Genomic DNA, 20720 nt, shown 5'->3' with positions numbered 1-20720 from the left:
CCGGAGCCCCCCGGCCCCAGGAATCCGCGCCCACCCGGCGTACATCCGCTCGACGGGTTACTCGGTGCGCAGCCCGTCCGCCCGCATCAGCCGCCACAGGACCGGCATGCTCAGGAGCGTCACGGCCGCGATCAGCCCGAGACCGATCCCGGCGACCGGCAGGAAGACCCACCAGTCGTGGACGCGCTGCCCGCCCATCTTCAGCAGGACCACCCCGAGGCCGAGCCCGCCCGCCACGGCGAGGACGAGACCGAGGGCGATCGGGATCGCCGTCTGCCACAGCACCGACCAGCTCAGGGTCGAGCGGCGGGTGCCGAAGGCGACGAGCGAGGAGAGCAGCCGCTTGCGGTCCCTGAGCTGCTCCAGCGTCGCCACCAGGAGCGAGGCCGCCACCAGGAGCATCGTCAGGGTGGAGCCGACCAGGATGCCCGTGCGGACGCTGGAGAACGCGGCGTCCCGCTCGATGTCCTGCAGGGTGCGGACCCAGGACGTGGGGTCGATGGCCGCCGCCGTGTTCCGTACGTGCTCGGCGGCGTCCGGTACTGCCGGGTCGAGCCGGACCATGGCCTGCGCGTAGGGCTCGTCGAGCAGTCCGGCGTCGATCGCCGACGGGGTGGCGAGGACTCCGTACTCGTACATGCCGGTCGGGTCGGGCCGGGAGTCCACGATCCGGGCGCCGGCCGGGATGCGCCACTGCGGCATCTTGGTGCCCTTGGGGGGCTTCGGCGCGCTCGGGTGCGGATGTGGGTCGCGCAGGGCGACCACGGCGCCCGGGCGTGCGGCGCTGGTGACCCGGCTGTCGTCCGGGCTGCCCTGAGCGCCGTGCGCGAGGAAGACGAAGACGTCGCCGTCCGTGCAGGAGGGCAGCGTCGCGTACTCCTTGAGGGAGGCGCAGTCGCCGACCCTGAGCGAGGCCATCGGGGCGAACTCCTCGCCGTCCTTGAGAGGCCCGGACCGCCACACGTTCGACTGGACGATGCCGATCGTCCCGGTGACGCCCTCGGTCCGCTCGACGCGGGAGATGATCCCGCGGGCCTCGTCGGCGGTCCGCGCATGGGCGCCGACCGCGATCTGGGCGCGGGACGTGTCCTGGCCCGAGAACTCCGTGAAGTCGCTCTCCATCGCCTGGAAGAGCATCTGGAGGGCGATCGCCCCGGTCGCCGCGACGACGATGCCGCTGACCGCGCGGGCCGCCGTCCCGCTGCTCAGCTGGAGCCTGCGGACCGCCAGCTGCCAGGCGACCGGACCGGCGTGCAGGCGCTTCACGCAGGCCTCGACGAGCCACGGAAGGAGCGTGGTGAGACCGATCAGGGCGAGCGTGGTGCCGGCCGCGATCCCCACGGTGTCGACGCTCGTCTGGGTCACCGAGATCTGGCCCATGAGCGGGACGAGCAGGGCCGCGCCGGCCGCCAGGAGCAGCAGCCGCCACCACAGCCGGCGGCGCCGGGGCGTGGAGACGCGGACCACCCCGAGCGGCTCGATCACGACGCCGCGCAGCGCGAAGAGCGTGACCACGACCGAGGAGACCGGGACCGCGACGAGGACGAGCGCGGCGAGCGCGGGCATCGGCACGACGTCGGAGGGGTAGGCGTTGACGTCCCAGATGGTGAAGGACCCGGCGAACTGCCGCGCCACCGCGAAGAGTCCGAGGCCCACCAGGAGACCGAGCAGCGCGCCCGCGAGGGACTCGCCGGCCGCGATCCGGCGGGTCATCGCCGTGTCCGCGCCGACCAGCCGCAGCGCCGCGAGCCGCCGGTCGCGCTGTTCGCCGCCGAACCGGACGGCGGTCGCGATGAAGACGAGCACCGGAAGCAGCAGGACGACACAGGCGACGATGACGAGCAGGATCAGGAACGCGTTCAGCGGTTCCTCGGGCACCGACCAGCCGTAGCGCGTGCCGCGCCCGTCGAAGTTGTCGGTGGTGAGGAAGTCGACCTGGGCGACGTACCGCAGTTCGGCCGGGCCGATGAGTCCGGCCGGGCCGATCGTCCCGGAGACCTTGTAGGGGAGCCGCTCCTTGAGGAGGGCGCCTTCGGGGGAGTCGAGCAGTTCGCGGAGCGCGGGGGAGACGGCCATCTCGCCGAGGGCGGGCAGTTTCGCCGTGCCCGGCGGGGCCGGGGGCGCGTCGCCCTCGGGCCGCACGAGCAGACCGGTGACGACGTCGTCCCGGTAGACCGTGGACCGGCCGAGGTGGAGGAAGGAGTCAGGCCGGGGCGACTCGACCAGTTCGCTGCCGTCGACGGCGCGCTGGGACTCCCGTACCTCCCGCTGGAACGTCATGCCGGGCAGCGAGACGGCGGTGAGCAGCAGGGCCACGCCGAAGCCGACGCCGGTCGCGGTCAGCAGGGTACGGAGGAGGCCGGGGCGGCCCCCGGTGACCGCGAACCGGGCGCCGAGCGCCAGGTCGCGGGCCCAGGTGGCAAGGCTCATGCCGCCCACTCCGCGTCCCGGACCGAGCCGTCCCGTACGACGATCTCCCGGTCGGAGTAGGCGGCGACGCGGGCCTCGTGGGTGACGAGGACGACGGCGGCACCGGTGTCCCGGGAGGCGTCGGTGAGCAGCCGCATGACCCGCTCGCCGTTGAGGGAGTCGAGCGCGCCGGTCGGCTCGTCGGCGAAGATCACCCGCGGGGCGGTGACGAGGGCACGGGCGACGGCGACGCGCTGTCCCTGGCCGCCGGATATCTCGCCGGGGCGCTTGCCCGCCACGCTGTCGACCTCCAGGCGGGCGAGCCACTCGGCGGCCCTGGCCTCGGCGGCCTTCCGGCGCTCGCCGTTCAGACGGAGCGGGAGGGCGACGTTCTCGACGCAGGTCAGCTCGGGGACGAGCTGGCCGAACTGGAACACGAAGCCGAAGTCGGTCCGGCGCAGGGAGCTGCGCGCGGTGTCGGAGAGCGCGGTGAGCTCCCGCCCGTCGTAGGTGATCGTGCCCGCGTCGGGGCGCACGATTCCGGCCAGACAGTGCAGCAGCGTGGACTTGCCGGAGCCGGACGGTCCCATCACGGCGACGACCTCGCCGGCCCGGAGGGAGAAGTCGGCGCCCGCGAGCGCCGGGGTGGAGCCGTAGGCCTTGTCGAGGCCGGTGGCCCGCAGGAGCGGGGCGGTGTTCATCGGCGGACCTCCTCGGCGAGCCGGTCGAGGCGGGCGGCGGTCAGTTCCAGCCAGCGCAGATCCGCTTCCAGATGGAAGAGGGCGTGGTCGCAGATGAGCTGGTCGGCGAGGTCGCCGTCCTTCTTGCGCCGGGTGAGCTCGCGCATCAGCCGCAGGTGCTCGGAGCGCTGGGTGTCGAGGAGGTCGGCCGCCCCGCGGCCGGTGAGCAGCGCCAGGACGACCTTGGTGTAGAGCGTGGACTGGAGGTACGGCTCGGGCTTCTCGGGGGTGGCGAGCCACGCGGCGACATCGGTGATGCCGGCTTCGGTGATCGCGTACCGCTTCCGCTCGGGCCCGCCGCCCGCCTCGATGCCGTCGACGACGACCAGGCCGTTCTTCAGGAGCCTGGACATGGTCGAGTAGACCTGGCCGTAGTGCAGGGGCCGGTCGTGACCGAACCGCTCGTCGAAGGCGCGCTTGAGGTCGTAGCCGTGGCGCGGTCCGGATTCCAGGAGCCCCAGAAGGGCGTGACCGATGGACATGCGGGTCACTGTACACGGGGTGTATATGCACGATGCATAGTTGCCGCGAGTGGCGCGGAGCGCTCCTCACCGACTGATCTCGATTGCTGCGGGCGCGCAACCATCGGGCCCGTTCGAGCGTCGGTTCCTCTGGGGGTGGGTGCTGATTCTCACGTCCGGAAAAGGCGTGATCGGTTGCCCTTTGTCTGCGTTGTCGGTGTTAGCTTGCTGAGCTGATCCGGCGCGGACGCGCGACAGCCGAGGCGCCGAGACACACGACGAGTGGAGCGACAGGACCCATGGGCCGACCGGACAAGAGCAAGGCGAAGAAACGCGGCATACGCCGCTTCTTCTCCTGGAAGAAGCTCCTGGGCACCTTCTTCGTGTTCTGCCTGCTCGCCATGGGCGCCCTGTACATCGTCTACATCATGGTCCCCGTGCCGACGGCCAACGCCGAGGCGACCATGCAGAGCAACATCTACAAGTACGCCAACGGCAAGATCCTCGCCCGCACCGGCGAGATCAACCGCGAGATCGTCGGCCTGGAGAAGATCCCCGCGCCGGTCCAGAAGGCCTTCGTCGCCGCCGAGAACAAGAGCTTCTACCGGGACAACGGCGTCGACATCAAGGGCACCACGCGCGCCGCCTGGTCGACGCTCACCGGCCAGGGCAAGCAGGGTGGTTCGACCATCACCCAGCAGTACGTGAAGAACTTCTACCTGAGCCAGGACCAGACGGCGACGCGCAAGCTCAAGGAAATGGTCATCGCCATCAAGGTGGACCAGGAGACGAGCAAGAGCGACATCCTCGCCGGGTACATGAACACGAGCTACTACGGCCGCTCCTCCTACGGCATCCAGGCCGCCGCCCGCTCGTACTACGGCGTCGACGCCACCGAGCTCACCACCGCCCAGGGCGCCTACCTCGCCTCGCTGCTCCAGGCGCCCAACCAGTACGACTGGACCACCGCGAGCACCACCGGCCGCAAGCTCGTCGAGGAGCGCTGGAACTACGTCCTCGACAACATGGTCGGCGAGGGCTGGCTCTCGTCGACCGAGCGCGCCGGCATGAAGTTCCCCGTGCCGCAGAAGGCCAAGCCCGCCCCCGGCATGGAGGGCCAGACCGGATACATCGTCGAGGCCGCCAACCAGGAGCTGATGCGCCAGGGCGTCAGCGAGGAGGACATCAAGGCCGGCGGCTGGACGATCACCCTCAACATCGACGAGAAGAAGCAGAAGGACCTCGTCAAGGCCGTCGACCGGCAGCTGGAGGCCAAGCTCGACCGCAAGGGCGACAAGAAGGACGCCACCGTCCAGGCCGGCGCCACCTCCGTCGACCCGAAGACCGGCGCGGTCGTCGCCATGTACGGCGGCGTCGGCGCCACCGAGCACTGGACGTCCAACGCGACCCGCCGCGACTACCAGCCCGCCTCGACCTTCAAGCCGATCGTCCTCGCCTCCGCCATCGAGAACGGGTCGGAGACCCAGGACGGGCGGAAAATAGGTCTCGGCACGATCTACGACGGCACCAGCGGGCGCGAGGTCGTCGGCAGCACCATCCCCTTCTCGCCGGAGAACGAGGACGACCGCAACCACGGCCCCGTCACCGTCCAGACGGCCACCAACAAGTCCATCAACTCGGCCTTCGCCCAGATGATCGTCGACGTCGGCGAGGCCGAGACCAAGAAGACCGCCCTCGCCCTCGGTATGAAGGACGGCCAGGACTTCGGTCTCAGCCCCGCCATGTCCCTCGGCACCATGGGCGCCTCGACCATGGACATGGCCGGTGTGTACGCCACGCTCGACAACCACGGCAAGAAGGTCACCCCGACCCTGGTGAAGGCCGCCTCGCACAAGGACCGGAAGGTCGAGGCCGTGGACGCGATCGGCAGCCAGGCCATCACCCGCGAGGCCGCCGACACCGTCACCAAGGCCATGCAGGGCGTCGTGCAGAGCGGCTCCGGCTTCCGCGCCGCCGGTGACTACGACGCCGCCGGCAAGACCGGCACCTCCGAGAACAATCGTTCCGCCTGGTTCGTGGGCTACACCCCCGAACTCGTCACCGCCGTCGGCCTCTTCGGCGAGGACACCAAGGGCAACCAGGTCACCCTCACCAACACCATCAACGAGGGCCGCGCAAACGGTGGCCGCACCCCCGCCCAGATCTGGGGCGACTACACCACCAGCGCCCTCGACGGCGGCTCCGACGCCCGCTTCGACCTGGAGACCGAGAGCACGGGCTCGTACGAGCCGGACCCGGAGGCCACCCGGACCACCGATGCTCCGGAGGAGCCGACCGGGGAGCCGACCACCAGGTCCCCGGACCCGACGCCCCCGCCGACCTCGACGACCACCACGCCGCCGGAGCCCACCCGGGACCCCGTCACCACGCCGCCGGAGCCGACCCGCGACCCGACGCCTCCGACCCAGGATCCGACCACGCTGCCGCCGCCGCCGACGACCGAGCCGCCGACGACCGACCCGACGACGATCCAGCCGCCGAACCCGGACCCGGAGGAGGGGCAGACCGGTGACACCAACACCGGGGGCCCTGATCGGGGGCAGTGAGGCCGTAAGGCTGTGAGCAGTGATGGCCGGACCCCCATGGGGGTCCGGCCATCACTCGTGTCCCGCCGTCTCGCTCAGCCGCGCGTGACCGGTTCGAACTCAGCCGCGCGTGGCCAGTTCGAACCAGACGACCTTGCCGCCCGAGAGCCGGGTGGCCCCCCACCGACGAGCCAGCCGGTTCACCAGGAACAGGCCGCGCCCGCCCTCGTCCGTGTCCCGCGCCCGCCGCTGCCGGGGCAGCTGCGGCGAGTCGTCGCCGACCTCGCAGCGCAGCACGTCCGTCTTGAGCAGCCGCAGCGTCACCGGCCGCTCCGCGTACCGCACGGCGTTCGTCACAACCTCGCTGATCAGCAGCTCGACCGAGTCCGTCAGCTCCTCCAGGTCCCAGCGGGCGAGCGCCCGCCGGGCGAGCCGCCGGGCCCGCCCCGGAGCCGCGTCCTCCGGCTCCAGGAACCAGTACGCCACGTCGCTCGGCGCGATCCCCTCGAACCGGGCCGCGAGCAGCGCGATGTCGTCGTCCCGGTCACCCGGACCCAGCATGTCCAGGACGTCGTCGCAGAGCGCCTCAAGAGGCGGCGAGTGGTCCGGGCCCGTCAGCTGCGCGGTCGCCGCGAGGCGCTCCCGCAGCTGCTCGATCCCGGTCCACACGTCCCGCAGCCGGGACTCCACCAGACCGTCCGTGTAGAGCAGCAGCGTCGCGCCCGCCGGGGCGTCCAGCTCGACCGCCTCGAAGTCGACGCCGCCGACCCCGATCGGGGCGCCGGGCGGCACCCGCAGCACCTCGGCGCGACCGCCGAGGTGGAGCAGTATCGGCGGCGGATGACCGGCGTTGGCCACGGTGATCCGGTGCGAGACCGGGTCGTACACCGCGTACATGCAGGTGGCCATCCGGTTCTCGCCGAGCCGCTGCGCCTGCTCGTCCAGGTGGTGCAGGACCTCCTGCGGCGGCAGGTCGAGCCCGGCCAGGGTCTGCGCGGTGGTGCGCAGCTGGCCCATGATCGCCGCCGAGGTCACGGAGTGGCCCATGACGTCGCCGACGACCAGGGCGACCCTGCTGCCGGGCAGCGGGATCGCGTCGTACCAGTCGCCGCCGACCCGGGCCGTCTCGGCCGCCGGAAGGTAGCGCGAGGCGAGCCGTACACCGGTCGGCTGCGGGAGGGAGTCCGGCAGCATCGTCCGCTGGAGCTCGTCCGCGATGTACGCCTCGCGGCCGTACAGGACGGCCTTGTCGATGCCGAGCGCGGTGTGCGTCGCCAACTGTGCCGCGACGAGCAGGTCGTTCGGCTCGAAACCGGCCCGCTCGGGACGGCGCAGGAAGACGGCGGCGCCGATCACCCGGCGTCGGCCGCGCAGCGGGGCGAGTATCGCCCGCAGCCCGCCGGGCAGCGGATGCTCGGAGCCGAGGAGTTCGGTCAGCGCGGTCTTGGCGGCGGCGGAGTCGCCGAACACCGGCCGCACGCCGCGCAGCACCTCGGCGAGCGCCCCGCCGGACCGCACCTCGCAGAGTTCGGCCGCGGGGGTCGGGTCCGGATCGGGTACGAGGACGAGCTCCTCGCCCTCCAGTTCGCTTAACCGGAGGCGGTCCGTGCGGCGCAGCCGTAGGACGAACGGCGACACCGGGCGCTCGTCGCCGACCGGCAGCGGATCGCGCAGGTAGACGAGGATCTCGTCGGAGAACGTGGGCACGGTCGCCCGGCACAGGCCGAGCACGATCTCGTCGAGGTCGAGCCCGCGGGCGATCCGGCGGGTCGCGGCGCCGACGAACCGCAGCCGCTCGCCCTCGCGCCGCGCGGCGCCGTCGGGGCCTCTGCCTCCGCCGGGGCTCTGCGCGGCCACGGCGACGGCCACGGCCCCGGGGGCACCGCCCCCGCCGCCCGGGCCGCCGGCCGCCTCACCGGGCGAGCCGGGGGCGCCGGGAGCTCCGGGGGCGCCGGACGAGCCGGGAGCTCCGGGGGTGCCGGACGTGCCCGGCGTTCCCGCCGTCGCGGGGGAGCCGGGCGAGCCGGGGCTGCCTTGGGCGCCATGGGTGCCGGTCGCCACGGGCGTGCCCGTACCGGGGGCCGTCGCCGTCCGGTCCGCCGGGCCGCCCGGCTGGGCGGGCACGTCGGAGGGCAGGCCGGCGGCCGCCGCCTCCTGGCGAGGGCGCGCGCGTTCCTGCGGCCGGGCAGCCAGCGGCTGTCGGCCTTCGTGGGAGGTGGGATGCTCCGTCACGCGTGGGGTTCCGTCCGTCCGGGCCGGTGGTGCGATGCACTCGCTCTTCTCGCCGATGCCGCGCCTTCGGCAGGGATAAACCCCTCGTATGCAGCGGATGTGGACGTTCCGCGAGAGGCGGCAACGGCAGGGGTCGGAACACCCGGGCGCACGTCCGGCACTGCTCTCCCCCTCGTGGGTGACTTGCGGTCAGGTCCTGTGCTGTGATCGGTCTTTGACGCGGTGTTCGGTCGGTCTGACGTGCTGTTCGATCCGCTTCTGCCGTGCGGAGGACGATCCTACGTTTGAACCCCGGGGGCGCATCAAGGGTCTCACGGGGCCGTATGGGCCGGAGTGCGGTCCCAGTCGCCCGGGAGGTGCGGCACCGGCCACCCCGGATCGGGCCGCCAGTCCTCCCAGCCGTCCGCGAACGGCGTCCCCCAGGAGTGGATCAGATCCACCGCCCGACGCCCGGCGGCCCGCACCCGTTCGGCCTGTTCCGGGTCCATCAGACCGGACCGCTGGGCCTGCGCGAACTCGTCCTCGTCCCGCCACAGCCAACTGCGGTCGGGGTAGACGGAGATGTCGAGGAAATGGTCCTCGGAGTCGACGCCGCCGGACCAGCGGGCCCGCGGCTCCTCCAGGTTCACGTACCAGCTGCGGAAGCGCCAGCCGCGCTCCCAGAACAGCCACACCGACCACGGGTCCCCGGGCCGGGCCAGCTTGAGGACGCCGCTGCCGAACCAGCGGGACCGCTCCGTGGTGCGCGGGGCGGTGTACCGGGTGGCGAGCGGCTCCTCGTGGACGGGCGTGCCGTCGCTGAGCACGGGCCGTACGCATTCGGTGCCCGGCGCCATCCAGACCGCGAGCAGCTCGGACGTGTCCTGGACGACGGTCACCGGCCGGCAGATGTGCACGGCGCCGGTGCCGTTGCCGCGGTAGCGCCAGAGGATCTGCTCCCCCGGCGCCCAGTGCTGAGGGCCGCCCGACTCTGTCATGCGCAGATCTTAGGGGCGCGCTCCCACGAGCGCTGCGGTACAGGTCACGGATGAGTCAGCCGTGGAAGTACCGGTCACGGGTGTGTCATCCGCAGGACGTCCAGCGCCTCGTCCAGCTGCTCGACCGTGAGGTCGCCCCGCTCGACGTACCCGGAGGCGAGGACCACCTCGCGGATGGTCTTCCGCTCGGCGAGGGACTTCTTGGCGACCTTGGCGGCCTCCTCGTAGCCGATGTACTTGTTCAGCGGGGTGACCACGGACGGCGAGGACTCGGCGTACTCGCGGGCGCGCTCGACGTTGGCGGTGATGCCGTCGACCGTGCGGTCCGCGAGGAGCCGGGAGGCGTTGGCGAGCAGCCGTACCGACTCCAGGAGGTTCTTGGCCATCACCGGCAGCATCACGTTGAGCTCGAAGTTCCCCGCGGCGCCCGCCACCGCCACCGTGGTGTCGTTTCCGGTCACCTGCGCGGCGACCATCAGGACCGCCTCCGGGACCACCGGGTTCACCTTGCCCGGCATGATCGACGAGCCCGGCTGGAGGTCGGGGAGGTTGATCTCCGCCAGGCCCGTGCGCGGGCCGCTGGCCATCCAGCGCAGATCGTTGGAGATCTTGGTGAGGGAGACGGCGACGGTCCTGAGCTGCCCGGACGTCTCCACGAGCGCGTCGCGGGCGCCCTGCGCCTCGAAGTGGTCGCGGGCCTCCGTCAGCGGCAGTCCTGTCGCCCGCGCGACCTCCGCGATGACGGCCGCGGAGAAGCCGGCCGGGGTGTTGATGCCGGTGCCCACCGCCGTACCGCCGAGGGGGAGTTCGGCGAGCCGGGGGAGTGCGGCGCGCAGCCGCTCCACGCCGTACCTGACCTGGGCCGCGTAGCCGCCGAACTCCTGGCCGAGAGTGACCGGGGTGGCGTCCATCAGGTGCGTACGGCCGGACTTCACCACCGTCGAGAATTCGGCCGATTTTCGCTCCAGGGAGGCGGCCAGATGGTCGAGGGCGGGGATCAGGTCGCGGGTGACGGCGCCGGTGGCCGCGATGTGGATGGAGGACGGGAAGACGTCGTTGGAGGACTGCGAGGCGTTCACGTGGTCGTTGGGGTGGACGTCACGGCCCTCGGGGAGCCGCTCGGAGGCGAGCGTGGCGATCACCTCGTTGGCGTTCATGTTGGACGAGGTGCCGGAGCCGGTCTGGAAGACGTCCACGGGGAAGTGGTCGTCCCACCGCCCCTCGGCGACCTCCTCCGCCGCCGAGGCGATCGCCCCGGCCCGGTCCGCGTCGATCACCCCGAGCTCGGCGTTGACCGTGGCCGCGGCGGCCTTGATCCGGGCCAGGGCCTCGATGTGCGCGCGCTCCAGGCGCTGGCCCGAGACGGGGAAGTTCTCCACGGCCCGCTGGGTCTGGGCACGCCACTTGGCGTGCGCGGGGACCCGCACCTCGCCCATGGAGTCGTGCTCGACGCGGTACTCGCCGGCTGCGCTGTTCGTCGTCATCTTCCTCGCCATCTCTCTCAACCTCCTGCAAAAGCTGAGCACTTGTCTTGTTCGATGTATTCCCAAGCCGCGTACCGACCAGTAAAAACCGTGGGTAACCCCACTTCCAGGAGGCGCAATGACGCGCACCAGGTACAGACTCCGCTGGCCCATCGCGGCCGTCGCCGCGGCCGCCGCCGCGCTCGGCACGATGACCGCCGCCGCGCCCGCCGGAGCCGCCGGCACCCTCACAGCATCGGTCACCGCTTCCGTACCGCTCCCGCCCGAGCTGGAGGCGATCCGGGCCGCCGAGGCCACCAAGATCTACGGCGACCCCGCCGAGCGCCCGCTCGCGCAGCGCAAGACCGGCCTGATCTCCCTCGGCGACAGCGAGATCTCCGGCGAGGGCGTCGGCACGTACGAACCCCCCACCAACGGCCCGACCAACTGGTGCCACCGCTCGCCGGACGCCGCCATCCACCGCACCGGCATCCCCGCGGACCTCACCTTCAACGTCTCCTGCTCCGGCGCCTACACCGGCAACATCCGGATCGGCGGCTCGAAGCAGTACGCCGACGAGCTCGTCCAGAGCGACAACCTCGCCGTGAAGGCCCGCAACACCCGGATCAAGATGGTCCTGCTCGTCGCCGGAGCCAACGACGACCTGCAGTTCGGCCCCGTCATGACCGACTGCGTCCAGCGCTACCTGCTCCTCCAGGGCGCCTGCGAGCCCAAGTACGCCCCCGGCTGGCAGGCCCGCGTCGACGCGCTCGTCCCCAAGGTCGAGCAGACCGTGCGCGACCTCAAGACCGTCATGCGCGACGCCGGATACGCCGACGGCGACTACAAGCTCGTCGTCATGGGCTACCCCAGCCCCATCGGCCCCGACTTCCACGACAACCCCTCCTTCCCCGGCAAGCTGAGCTGCGGCGGCCTCGGCTACGACTCCGACACCGTCTGGGGCCGCAACACCGCCGTCCCCGCCTTCGAACGCGGCATGCGCAAGGCCGCCGCCTCGACGGGGGCCGTCTACCTCGACAACTCGCGGCTCTTCCACGGCCACGAGGTCTGTATGGAGGACACCTGGGCCCGCGGGCTCTACATCGACCTCTCCAAGCCCGGGACCCCGGACGAGAACTCGGTCCGGCAGTCCTTCCACCCCAACGCCCGGGGACACGCCGCCTTCGCCTCGTGCCTCACGCAGATCTACGACTCGGGTCTCCGCGAGGCCGGCTGCGCCGACGTCGCCTCCTCGGGCAGGCCGACGCTCTTCCCGGTCGCCTGGGACGACGCGTACAAGCCGCTGAGGAACCAGGCCACCGGCCAGTGCCTCGACGTCGAGGCCGCCTCCTCGGCCAACGACACCGGACTGGTCGGCTGGGACTGCCACGGCGGCCGCAACCAGGGCTGGTGGTACGACTCCGCCCGCCAGACCGTCCACACGCAGCTCACCCAGGACCGCTGCGTCGACGTGCCCGCGTCCGGCTTCCAGGCGGGCAAGGCGCTCATCATCTGGAACTGCCACGGCGGTGCCAACCAGAAGTTCGTCCGTGACGGCGCCACGATCCGGCCCAGCGGCGCGACGGGCCTCTGCCTCACCCAGGGCGCGGCGAAGGAGCCGATCCGGCTCCAGAACTGCGACGGCTCCGCGAACCAGAAGTTCGCGTAGTCGTCCGCCCTCACGGAACGCCGTGGCCCTCGTCCGGTGCGGGACGGGGGCCACGGCTCTGGCTCAGCCGAGCTTCAGCGTGGTCTTGGCCAGCTCGTACGCCGGGAGCATCGCCCGGTGTTCCTCCGTGTCGAGTCCGCCGAGGTGGACGATCACCGTCCCCTTCGGGGTCGCGACGGCGAAGGCCCGCTCCTCCTTGGACTCCTCCATCAGATCGTTGCGGACGATGTACGTCACCTCGGTGGCGGGCAGCGCACCCGCCTTCGTCTCCCGGTAGGTGACGGCGGAGGTCTTCTCCTCGGCCTTCACGAAACCTTCGAGGGCGGCCCGGGCGGAGCCCTTCCCTGCCGTCCACACCCGCAGGTAGCCGACGTTCCCCGCCGGCTTGGCGTCCACCTCGCAGCGGACCGTGGCCGGTCCCTGGCGGGTGAGCGCCGCGAACTCCTCGTTCTCCGGGTTCTCGATCGCCTCGGGCTTCCACTTCTCCGCCAGCCCGAAGGAGACGGGCAGCGCGCAGGCCGTGCCCGGCCCGCCGAGGGTCGCGTGCGAGGCGGCCACGGCCGTCGTGGCCGGCGCCGCCGGGGTCGTGCTCGGCGCCGCGGCCGGCCGGGCGCCCTGGGTGACCTCGGGCAGCGGTTCGGGGGCGGCGCAACCGGCCGTCAGCACCCCGCTGACCAGGAGAGCGGCGGCCGGGACCATGATCCGTATCGGGTGTTCCATGCGCGTCAGAGTAGCGGCGCGCGCGGGCGGGCCCGGGGCGGGCGGCGGACAATGGAGCGAGCCGAGAGGGAGATCCACCACCCGCGAGGAGGAAGGTCATGTCCCGACGCTTCAGGAGGATCGGCGCGCTCGGCGCGGCGACGGTCGCGCTCGTCGCCTTCGGCGCCGCAGCCCCGGTTTCCGCAGCCCCGGTTTCCGCCGGCCCCGTCGCCGCCGGCACCCAGGCCGTGGCCCTCGAGTTCACCCTCTACGCCAAGGACATCTCCGGCGACGAGGCCGAGGAGAGCCCGCCGGCGCCCGAGGCCGGCGACTCCTTCGTCTTCGCCGAGGACCTGTTCCTGTCCAAGGGCGGTGAGCAGCTCGGCCGGGACGGCGTGACCTGCACCGTTGTGCGCGCCGACGACCCCGGCGACCTGCTGTGCGTGGGCACCTTCGTCCTGACCGGCGGCCCCAGTGGCCAGCGCGGGCAGATCTCCGGTCAGGCGCTCCTCCCGATCGACTCGGGGGAGCAGCAGCCCGCCCCGTTCGACATCGCCGTCACCGGTGGGACCGGCGACTTCAAGGACGTGAGCGGCCACATCCGCTCGACCCCGGACGGGGCCTACTCACGGCTGGAGTTCCACCTCACACGCTAGGGGGTGTCGTGGGGGCGTGCGGGAGCTCCGTCAGGAGAGCTTGCCGTCGTAGTCGGGCAGCTTGAAGGCGCGCTCGGCGTGCCCGCCGACGATGTCGGTGGTGTTGTTGCCGATGTTCGCGATGATCGTGTAGCCCTTGGCCTCGATCTCCGCGCGCTTCTCCGTCTTGTACGCGCTGACCTCGGCGAACAGGTCGGGCAGCGAGCGCACGTACAGGCCGTCGACGGGGTATCCGGCCCGCTTCAGGTTCCAGTCGGTGAGGGAGTGGATGATCCCGGGGCGGGCGGTGACGAAGAAGACCGCCACTCCCTTGTCGTGGGCGTCCTTGACCAGGTCACGGACGTCCGCGATGGCCGGGGTCGGCAGCTCCCAGAAGGGGTGGAAGTCGGTCTCCAGGGAGGAGTTGTCGATGTCGAGGACGATCGCCTGCTTCTCGCTGCCGGCGTCCTTCGCGCGCTCCTCGATGTACGGGCGGGCCTCGGCGACGACGGCGGCCACGTCCTTGCGCCAGGTCGCGTAGTCCACGTCCGCGAGGGCGGCGGTCGACACCAGGTGGGTGTCCGGGTCGGCCGCGGAGGCGGCGGGCGCGGGGCCGACGACGAGGAAGGCCGTCAGGGCCAGCGCGCCCGTGGCGCCGGCGGCGACACGCCTGCGGGCGGACGAGGGCGCGGTGGGGGTGGTGTGGGTGGCGGGGGGTGCGGAGGGCATGGGGGGCTCCCGAGGGGTCTACCGGCTCAGTGGTTGACATGCTCGCGGCCAATACTGACCGGTAGGTAACGAGAGGTCTACCGGTCGGTAGCGAGTTTCTGAGCAGAGATCGACAACACCTCTGTCCGGGTACGCGACGACGCCCCCGTTCCGTACGTACGGAACGGGGGCGTCGTCGTCGGGACGTCGCGCGGAACGGGTCAGCCGAGGCCGGGACCGCGCACCGGGATGTGCGTGAAGGTCGGCTCGGGCGCCGGGTTCTGGAAGAAGTCGTTGCCCTTGTCGTCCACGACGATGAAGGCCGGGAAGTCCTCGACCTCGATCTTCCAGACCGCCTCCATGCCGAGCTCCTCGTACTCGACGACCTCGACCTTCTTGATGCAGTCCTGCGCGAGACGGGCCGCCGGGCCGCCGATCGAGCCGAGGTAGAAGCCGCCGTGGCTGCCGCACGCGCTCGTGACCTGCTGCGAGCGGTTGCCCTTGGCCAGCATGACCTTCGAGCCGCCCGCCGCCTGGAACTGCTCCACGTACGAGTCCATGCGGCCGGCCGTCGTCGGGCCGAAGGAGCCGGAGGCGTACCCCTCGGGGGTCTTCGCCGGGCCCGCGTAGTAGACCGGGTGGTCCTTCAGGTACTGCGGCATCTCCTCGCCCGCGTCCAGGCGCTCCTTGATCTTGGCGTGCGCGATGTCGCGCGCCACGACGAGCGGGCCGTTGAGGGAGAGGCGGGTCTTGACCGGGTACTTGGTCAGCTCGGCGAGGATGTCGTCCATCGGCTGGTTCAGGTCGATGGTGACGACGTCGGACGCCTCGTTCAGGTGCTCGTCCGTCGTCTCCGGCAGGAAGCGCGCCGGGTCGGTCTCCAGCTGCTCCAGGAAGACGCCCTCGGCGGTGATCTTCGCGACGGCCTGGCGGTCGGCCGAGCAGGAGACGGCGATCGCGACGGGCAGCGAGGCGCCGTGGCGGGGGAGGCGGACGACGCGGACGTCGTGGCAGAAGTACTTGCCGCCGAACTGCGCGCCGATGCCGATCTTCTGCGTCAGCTCGAAGACCTTCTCCTCCAGCTCCTTGTCGCGGAAGCCGTGGCCGGTCACGGCCGAGCCCTCGGTGGGCAGCTCGTCCAGGTAGTGCGCGGAGGCGTACTTCGCGGTCTTGAGCGCGAACTCGGCGCTCGTGCCGCCGACGACGATCGCCAGGTGGTACGGCGGGCAGGCGGCCGTGCCGAGCGAGCGGATCTTCTCCTCCAGGAACTTCATCATGCTCGCCTCGTTGAGGACGGCCTTCGTCTCCTGGTAGAGGAAGGACTTGTTGGCGGAGCCGCCGCCCTTGGCCATGAAGAGGAACTTGTACGCGCCGCCGTCGGTCGCGTACAGCTCGATCTGCGCGGGCAGGTTCGAGCCGGTGTTCTTCTCCTCCCACATGGTGACGGGGGCCATCTGCGAGTACCGCAGGTTGAGCTTGGTGTACGCGTCGTAGATGCCCTTCGACAGGGCCTCCTCGTCGCGGCCCGGGGTCAGCACGTTCTGGCCGCGCTTGCCCATGACGATCGCGGTGCCGGTGTCCTGGCACATGGGGAGGACGCCCGCGGCCGCGATGTTCGCGTTCTTGAGGAGGTCGAGCGCGACGAACTTGTCGTTGCCCGACGCCTCCGGGTCGTCGATGATCCGGCGCAGCTGGGCCAGGTGGGCCGGGCGCAGGAAGTGCTGGATGTCGTGGATCGCCTCGGCGGCGAGCGTGCGCAGCGCCTCGGGCTCGACCTTGAGGAACGTACGGCCGTCGGCCTCGAAGGTGGAGACACCTTCGGAGGTCACCAGGCGGTAGGGCGTGGTGTCCTCTCCCAGGGGCAGCAGATCGGAGTACGCAAACTCTGGCATGACGGCAGCCATTCCTCACTCGGCAGACGGCGGCGCCGCCTCCATTGGCGGCGCCTCCTCCAGCGTAGAGCGCGGCAGCGGCCCCGATCCTGTGAGGTAAGGCTCACTAGCGACCGGGACCACGCCGATGTGGCGTGTTCCTCGGGTGGGGGAAGGGGAGGCGAGGGAGAGGTGTGACGGGTCCGGCGCGCCGGGCGTCCGGTGGGAGGCGGTTTCCCGCCGTGGCCTCAAACCGCCGTTTCCGCCCGCCCGTTCGTCTCGTCCTCCACAGGTCCGGCCGCGCCCCCTGGTCGCGATCTATCGCGTTTCGCTAGGCTGGCTCCGTGGACCTCGAAAAGAAGCCCGAACCCGAAAAGCAGCCGCAGCCGCAGCGGTCGGCCGCGCCCGCCGAACCCGCCCCGGCCGAGACCGCTTTCGCCGACCCGCGAGGCGCGCTGCGGGCATCCGACGCGGACCGGGACCGGATCGCGGACATCCTCCGGGATGCCCTGGCCGAGGGCCGGATCGATCCCGAGGAGCACTCGGACCGGATCGACGCCGTCTACCGCGCCAAGACCGTCGGAGAGCTGGAGCCGATCGTCAGCGACCTGCCGGGCCCCCGGACCCGCCGGGACCCGGAACCGGCGTACGACTACGACCCGGGCGACCCCGACGCCGCCGCGGACAGCCTCGTCGCGATCTTCTCCAGCGCGACCCGCAAGGGCCGGTGGCGGGTGGGCCGCAGGACGAACGCCTTCGCGCTCTTCGGGAACATCGAGATCGATCTGACCGAGGCGATCTTCGCGCAGCGCCTGACCACCATCAACGCCACGTCGATCTTCGGGAACGTCGAGGTGCGCGTCCCGGAGAACATCAGCCTGCGCGGCAACGGCAGCGGAGTCTTCGGCAACTTCGAGGTGGTGACCCTGGAAGGTGTCGATCCGCAGGCCCCGGTCGTCGTCGTCAACGGCTACTCGGTCTTCGGGAACGTCGAGGCGAGGCCCAAGCGCGGCAAGTGGATCACCGACCTCCAGGACAAGCTGCGCAAGCACCTCGGCCACTGACTCCGGGCGCCGCTCCGGACGGCCTCCGGGGGCCGGGGCGATCTTTGCGGCCGGTCGGTGACCGGATTTCGTCCTGAGGTATCCGCAGTGCGGAACGGCGCGGCACGCAGTGCATAGGCGCGCGCACAGCGGGTAGGGCTGCTGCATCGCCGCTCGCTCGCGAAGCCGTCGTCAGGAGTAGATCGTGCTGCCACTGCCGCATCAGCCCCTCCAGGTCGCCGCCGTTCCCCCTCAGCGCACACCTGCCCGGGAGGACGAGGCCGGCCCCTGGCACGCGGAGGCGGCGTGCCGCCGGGACGAGGCCGGGCTGTTCTTCGCCCCCTCCAAGGAGCCGACCGCAGCGCGGCTCGCGCGGGAGGAGGCGGCCAAGCGGGTCTGCGCCCGTTGTCCGGTGATGATCGAGTGCCGGGAGCACGCGCTGCTCCAGCCCGAGCCGTACGGGGTGTGGGGCGGCCTCACCGCCGCGGAGCGCCGGGTGGTCCTGGCCAGGCGCCGGCGGCGCGAGGTGGAGCTGAGGAAGGCGTCCGCGACCGACGGACGGATCGCCCAGGCGGGCTGACGGGGGAGCCGGACGCCGTCGCGTCCCGTACGGGAAGGGGCGCCCCCACCGCACATGGGGGCGCCCCTCTTCGTACCGTTCCGCTCGGCCGCGAGCCGTGAGCCGTGGCGGCCGCTCAGCGGCCCGCCGATGTCGGCCGATGTCGGCCGCACACCGATTCAGCCATTCCGCTGCTCGGCCGCTGAGCCCTTCGGCTTACTTGGCGCGGTCGAAGTCGATCTTGCTGTACGCGCGCAGCTTCGAGAGTCGGTGCGTCGAGTCGATCTGGCGGATCGTGCCGGACTTCGAGCGCATGACCAGCGACTGCGTCGTCGCCGTCTCGGCGCGGTAGCGCACGCCGCGCAGCAGCTCGCCGTCGGTGATGCCGGTCGCGACGAAGAACACGTTGTCACCGCTGACCAGGTCGTTCGTGGAGAGCACCCGGTCCAGGTCGTGGCCCGCGTCGAGCGCCTTCTGACGCTCGGCCTCGTCCTTCGGCCACAGCTTGCCCTGGATCACACCGCCGAGGCACTTGATGGCGCAGGCGGAGATGATGCCCTCGGGCGTGCCGCCGACGCCCATGAGCATGTCGACGCCCGTGCCCTCGCGGACGGCCATGATCGAACCGGCGACGTCGCCGTCCGAGATGAACTTGATCCGGGCGCCGGTCTCGCGGATCTCCTTGACGATGCCCTCGTGACGGGGGCGGTCCAGGATCATGACCGTGATGTCCTCGGGCGAGGAGTTCTTCGCCTTGGCGACCCGGCGGATGTTGACCGAGACGGGGGCGTTGATGTCGACGAAGTCGGCGGCCTCGGGGCCGGTGACCAGCTTGTCCATGTAGAAGACCGCGGACGGGTCGAACATGGTGCCGCGGTCGGCGGCGGCCAGGACGGCGATCGCGTTCGGCATGCCCTTGGCGTTGAGCGTGGTGCCGTCGATCGGGTCGACGGCGATGTCGACCTCGGGGCCGGTGCCGTCGCCGACCCGCTCGCCGTTGAAGAGCATCGGGGCTTCGTCCTTCTCGCCCTCGCCGATGACGACGACGCCGTTCATCGAGACGGTGGAGATCAGGGTCCGCATGGCGTTGACCGCCGCGCCGTCCGCGCCGATCTTGTCGCCGCGGCCGACCCAGCGGCCGGCGGCCATGGCGGCGGCCTCGGTGACGCGGACCAGCTCGAGGGCGAGGTTCCGGTCGGGGGCCTCAGGGGAGACGACGAGCTCGGGCGGCAGGTGATGGCTCTCGGTCATCGAAGCGCACCTTTCTGTACGGCGACGGCCGGGAACGGCGACGGCCGGAAAAACGAGGGTGCTCCGACTCTATCGGTACGTCGACAAAATGAGCAGAGGGGCCCACGTTTGAGCACGACACCCTGATGCGACCATGATGGGCGTGGCAGGTATGCGAGGTAGGCAGACGGTACGAGGGATGTTCCAGTCCCTCGGGGTGATCATGGTCGCTGCGGGAGTGATGTATCTCTTCATCCCGCACGACGAGAACGCGGCGCCGGTCAAGGCGAAGGACTACCGCGTCGAGCTCCTGACGGCCCAGCGGGCGGCGCCTTATCCGGTGCTGGCGCCCGAGGGGCTCGGGGCGGACTGGAAGGCGACGGTCGTCTCGTACAAGCGGGAGAAGAGCGACGCCTGGCAGCTCGGTTTCCTCTCCCCGGACACGCAGTACGTGGCGATCCACCAGTCGACGGCGGCGCCGGGCAAGTACGTGCCCGAGGTCACGCACGAGGCGAAGAACACGGGGAAGACCCGGACGGTGGCCGGCCAGGTCTGGCAGCGCTGGGAGGGGTCGAAGTACGACGCGCTCGTCCGTACGGAGGGCGGCGCGACGACCGTCGTGACCGGTACGGCCTCCTTCGACCGGCTGGCCGAGATGGCGGGCTCGCTCAAGCCGCACAAGGCCTGACGGGCACCCGTCTCGTACGAGGGACGCACGAGACGTACGAGAAGGGCCCCGCACTCCGTGAGTGCGGGGCCCTTCTCGTACGCCGTCAGGCTGTGTGCGATCAGGCTCAGACGGTGGTGACGACGTCGTCGTAGGCCAGGCGCGGGGAGCGCGGGAACCAGGCGTCCTCGCCCGGCTTGCCGATGTTGACGACCATCAGCGGGGTGTGGTCGCCGTCCAGGAACTCCTTCTGGAGGCCGGCGAAGTCCAGACCGGTCATCGGACCGGCGGCGAGGCCGGCGGCGCGGACGCCGACGATGAAGTACGCGGCCTGGAGGGCGGCGTTCAGCACGGCGGACTGCTCGCGGACCGGGCGCTCCGAGAAGAACATGTCCTTGGCCTGCGGGAAGTGCGGGAGCAGGGCCGGGAGCTCCTCGTGGAACTCGTTGTCGGCGGAGAGGATCGCGACCAGCGGGGCGGTCGCCGTCTTCGCCTGGTTGCCCTCGGCCATGTGCTTGACCAGGCGCTCGCGGGCCTCGGGGGAGCGGACCAGGGTGATGCGCAGCGGGGTCTGGTTGAAGGCGGTCGGACCGTACTGCACCAGGTCGTAGATCGCCTGAACCTGCTCGTCGGTCACCGGCTCGTCGGTGAACGTGTTGGCGGTGCGGGCCTCACGGAAAAGGAGGTCCTGGGCGGCGGGGTCAAGGGCGAGAGACATGCTGCGTACCTTCCGGACTGCGGATCAAGCGATGTCCTCGACAGTACGCGCATGATTGGTGAAACTTCAACTAATCCATCCGGATAGTGATCC

17 protein-coding genes are annotated in these 20720 nt (G+C 71.3%); 6 read left to right on the top strand and 11 right to left on the bottom strand.

The window, feature by feature from the left end; translation table 11 throughout:
* Positions 1-57: 57 nt before the first annotated feature.
* Genes OG357_RS13650 through OG357_RS13640 form a run of 3 tightly spaced genes read right to left on the bottom strand, consistent with a single transcriptional unit; the run spans position 58 to position 3631 of the window.
* Positions 58-2430 (bottom strand): FtsX-like permease family protein, encoded by a 2373-nt coding sequence (locus tag OG357_RS13650; protein ID WP_329621400.1) that lies wholly within the window; start codon positions 2428-2430, stop codon positions 58-60.
* Positions 2427-3110: an ABC transporter ATP-binding protein gene (locus tag OG357_RS13645; RefSeq protein ID WP_329621399.1), complete on the bottom strand. Its 684-nt coding sequence runs from the start codon at positions 3108-3110 to the stop codon at positions 2427-2429. The genes OG357_RS13650 and OG357_RS13645 overlap by 4 nt, the downstream gene beginning before the upstream one ends.
* Positions 3107-3631 carry a PadR family transcriptional regulator gene (locus OG357_RS13640; RefSeq protein WP_329621398.1) on the bottom strand — a complete coding sequence of 175 codons (525 nt, stop codon included), beginning with the start codon at positions 3629-3631 and terminating at the stop codon, positions 3107-3109. Before OG357_RS13640 ends, OG357_RS13645 begins: the two co-directional genes overlap by 4 nt.
* A gap of 278 nt (positions 3632-3909) precedes the next feature.
* On the opposite strand from OG357_RS13640, the gene OG357_RS13635 reads away from it, so the two are divergent.
* Positions 3910-6177 (top strand): transglycosylase domain-containing protein, encoded by a 2268-nt coding sequence (locus OG357_RS13635; protein ID WP_329621397.1) that lies wholly within the window; start codon positions 3910-3912, stop codon positions 6175-6177.
* Positions 6178-6276: 99 nt separating this feature from the next.
* Here the strand turns inward: OG357_RS13635 and OG357_RS13630 are convergent, their stop codons facing one another.
* From OG357_RS13630 to OG357_RS13620, 3 genes are all read right to left on the bottom strand, one after another.
* The gene (locus OG357_RS13630) at positions 6277-8388 is read right to left on the bottom strand and encodes an ATP-binding SpoIIE family protein phosphatase (RefSeq protein ID WP_329621396.1); all 2112 of its coding nucleotides are present in this window, start codon (positions 8386-8388) and stop codon (positions 6277-6279) included.
* Between the two features lie 311 nt (positions 8389-8699).
* Positions 8700-9365, bottom strand: coding sequence for a cytidylyl-2-hydroxypropylphosphonate hydrolase (gene fomD / locus OG357_RS13625; protein WP_317598746.1), 666 nt, complete (start codon positions 9363-9365; stop codon positions 8700-8702).
* Between the two features lie 74 nt (positions 9366-9439).
* Entirely contained in the window at positions 9440-10849 is a 1410-nt protein-coding gene (locus OG357_RS13620; RefSeq protein ID WP_329621395.1) for a class II fumarate hydratase, read from the bottom strand.
* A 118-nt stretch (positions 10850-10967) separates the two neighbouring features.
* Here OG357_RS13620 and OG357_RS13615 point away from each other — a divergent pair, with 118 nt between their 5' ends.
* Entirely contained in the window at positions 10968-12497 is a 1530-nt protein-coding gene (locus OG357_RS13615; RefSeq protein ID WP_329621394.1) for a ricin-type beta-trefoil lectin domain protein, read from the top strand.
* A gap of 63 nt (positions 12498-12560) precedes the next feature.
* On the opposite strand, the gene OG357_RS13610 is transcribed toward OG357_RS13615, so the two are convergent.
* Positions 12561-13217 carry a lipoprotein gene (locus OG357_RS13610; RefSeq protein WP_329621393.1) on the bottom strand — a complete coding sequence of 219 codons (657 nt, stop codon included), beginning with the start codon at positions 13215-13217 and terminating at the stop codon, positions 12561-12563.
* Between the two features lie 98 nt (positions 13218-13315).
* On the opposite strand from OG357_RS13610, the gene OG357_RS13605 reads away from it, so the two are divergent.
* Positions 13316-13852: a hypothetical protein gene (locus tag OG357_RS13605; protein WP_329621392.1), complete on the top strand. Its 537-nt coding sequence runs from the start codon at positions 13316-13318 to the stop codon at positions 13850-13852.
* 30 nt (positions 13853-13882) lie between these two features.
* Here the strand turns inward: OG357_RS13605 and OG357_RS13600 are convergent, their stop codons facing one another.
* Together OG357_RS13600 and OG357_RS13595 are read right to left on the bottom strand one after the other, a co-directional pair.
* On the bottom strand, positions 13883-14560 hold the full coding sequence (locus tag OG357_RS13600) for an HAD family acid phosphatase (RefSeq protein ID WP_329621391.1): 678 nt from the start codon (positions 14558-14560) through the stop codon (positions 13883-13885).
* 200 nt (positions 14561-14760) lie between these two features.
* Complete coding sequence (locus OG357_RS13595; RefSeq protein ID WP_329621390.1) at positions 14761-16431, bottom strand: fumarate hydratase; 1671 nt, start codon at positions 16429-16431, stop codon at positions 14761-14763.
* Positions 16432-16754: 323 nt separating this feature from the next.
* Here OG357_RS13595 and OG357_RS13590 point away from each other — a divergent pair, with 323 nt between their 5' ends.
* Positions 16755-17474: a DUF1707 SHOCT-like domain-containing protein gene (locus tag OG357_RS13590; RefSeq protein ID WP_329621389.1), complete on the top strand. Its 720-nt coding sequence runs from the start codon at positions 16755-16757 to the stop codon at positions 17472-17474.
* Positions 17475-17658: 184 nt separating this feature from the next.
* On the top strand, positions 17659-18033 hold the full coding sequence (locus tag OG357_RS13585) for a WhiB family transcriptional regulator (protein WP_317598754.1): 375 nt from the start codon (positions 17659-17661) through the stop codon (positions 18031-18033).
* Between the two features lie 195 nt (positions 18034-18228).
* Here the strand turns inward: OG357_RS13585 and glpX are convergent, their stop codons facing one another.
* Positions 18229-19263, bottom strand: coding sequence for a class II fructose-bisphosphatase (glpX, locus tag OG357_RS13580; RefSeq protein ID WP_329621388.1), 1035 nt, complete (start codon positions 19261-19263; stop codon positions 18229-18231).
* A 133-nt stretch (positions 19264-19396) separates the two neighbouring features.
* Here glpX and OG357_RS13575 point away from each other — a divergent pair, with 133 nt between their 5' ends.
* Entirely contained in the window at positions 19397-19930 is a 534-nt protein-coding gene (locus OG357_RS13575; RefSeq protein ID WP_329621387.1) for a DUF4245 domain-containing protein, read from the top strand.
* Positions 19931-20036: 106 nt separating this feature from the next.
* Here the strand turns inward: OG357_RS13575 and OG357_RS13570 are convergent, their stop codons facing one another.
* Positions 20037-20627, bottom strand: coding sequence for a malonic semialdehyde reductase (locus tag OG357_RS13570; protein WP_329621386.1), 591 nt, complete (start codon positions 20625-20627; stop codon positions 20037-20039).
* Positions 20628-20720: the final 93 nt, after the last annotated feature.

Origin of the sequence: Streptomyces sp. NBC_01255 (assembly GCF_036226445.1) — a bacterium.
Lineage (GTDB): Bacteria > Actinomycetota > Actinomycetes > Streptomycetales > Streptomycetaceae > Streptomyces.
The sequence above is the reverse complement of the archived record's forward strand: the minus strand, read 5'-3'. Positions and strand labels throughout refer to the sequence as shown.

Coding starts and splice junctions, on each gene's coding strand:
- OG357_RS13650 (WP_329621400.1), bottom strand. CDS start 2,430: ATGAGCCTTGCCACCTGGGCCCGCGACCTGGCGCTCGGCGCCCGGTTC.
- OG357_RS13645 (WP_329621399.1), bottom strand. CDS start 3,110: ATGAACACCGCCCCGCTCCTGCGGGCCACCGGCCTCGACAAGGCCTAC.
- OG357_RS13640 (WP_329621398.1), bottom strand. CDS start 3,631: ATGTCCATCGGTCACGCCCTTCTGGGGCTCCTGGAATCCGGACCGCGC.
- OG357_RS13635 (WP_329621397.1), top strand. CDS start 3,910: ATGGGCCGACCGGACAAGAGCAAGGCGAAGAAACGCGGCATACGCCGC.
- fomD (WP_317598746.1), bottom strand. CDS start 9,365: ATGACAGAGTCGGGCGGCCCTCAGCACTGGGCGCCGGGGGAGCAGATC.
- OG357_RS13620 (WP_329621395.1), bottom strand. CDS start 10,849: ATGACGACGAACAGCGCAGCCGGCGAGTACCGCGTCGAGCACGACTCC.
- OG357_RS13615 (WP_329621394.1), top strand. CDS start 10,968: ATGACGCGCACCAGGTACAGACTCCGCTGGCCCATCGCGGCCGTCGCC.
- OG357_RS13610 (WP_329621393.1), bottom strand. CDS start 13,217: ATGGAACACCCGATACGGATCATGGTCCCGGCCGCCGCTCTCCTGGTC.
- OG357_RS13605 (WP_329621392.1), top strand. CDS start 13,316: ATGTCCCGACGCTTCAGGAGGATCGGCGCGCTCGGCGCGGCGACGGTC.
- OG357_RS13600 (WP_329621391.1), bottom strand. CDS start 14,560: ATGCCCTCCGCACCCCCCGCCACCCACACCACCCCCACCGCGCCCTCG.
- OG357_RS13595 (WP_329621390.1), bottom strand. CDS start 16,431: ATGCCAGAGTTTGCGTACTCCGATCTGCTGCCCCTGGGAGAGGACACC.
- glpX (WP_329621388.1), bottom strand. CDS start 19,263: ATGACCGAGAGCCATCACCTGCCGCCCGAGCTCGTCGTCTCCCCTGAG.
- OG357_RS13575 (WP_329621387.1), top strand. CDS start 19,397: ATGATGGGCGTGGCAGGTATGCGAGGTAGGCAGACGGTACGAGGGATG.
- OG357_RS13570 (WP_329621386.1), bottom strand. CDS start 20,627: ATGTCTCTCGCCCTTGACCCCGCCGCCCAGGACCTCCTTTTCCGTGAG.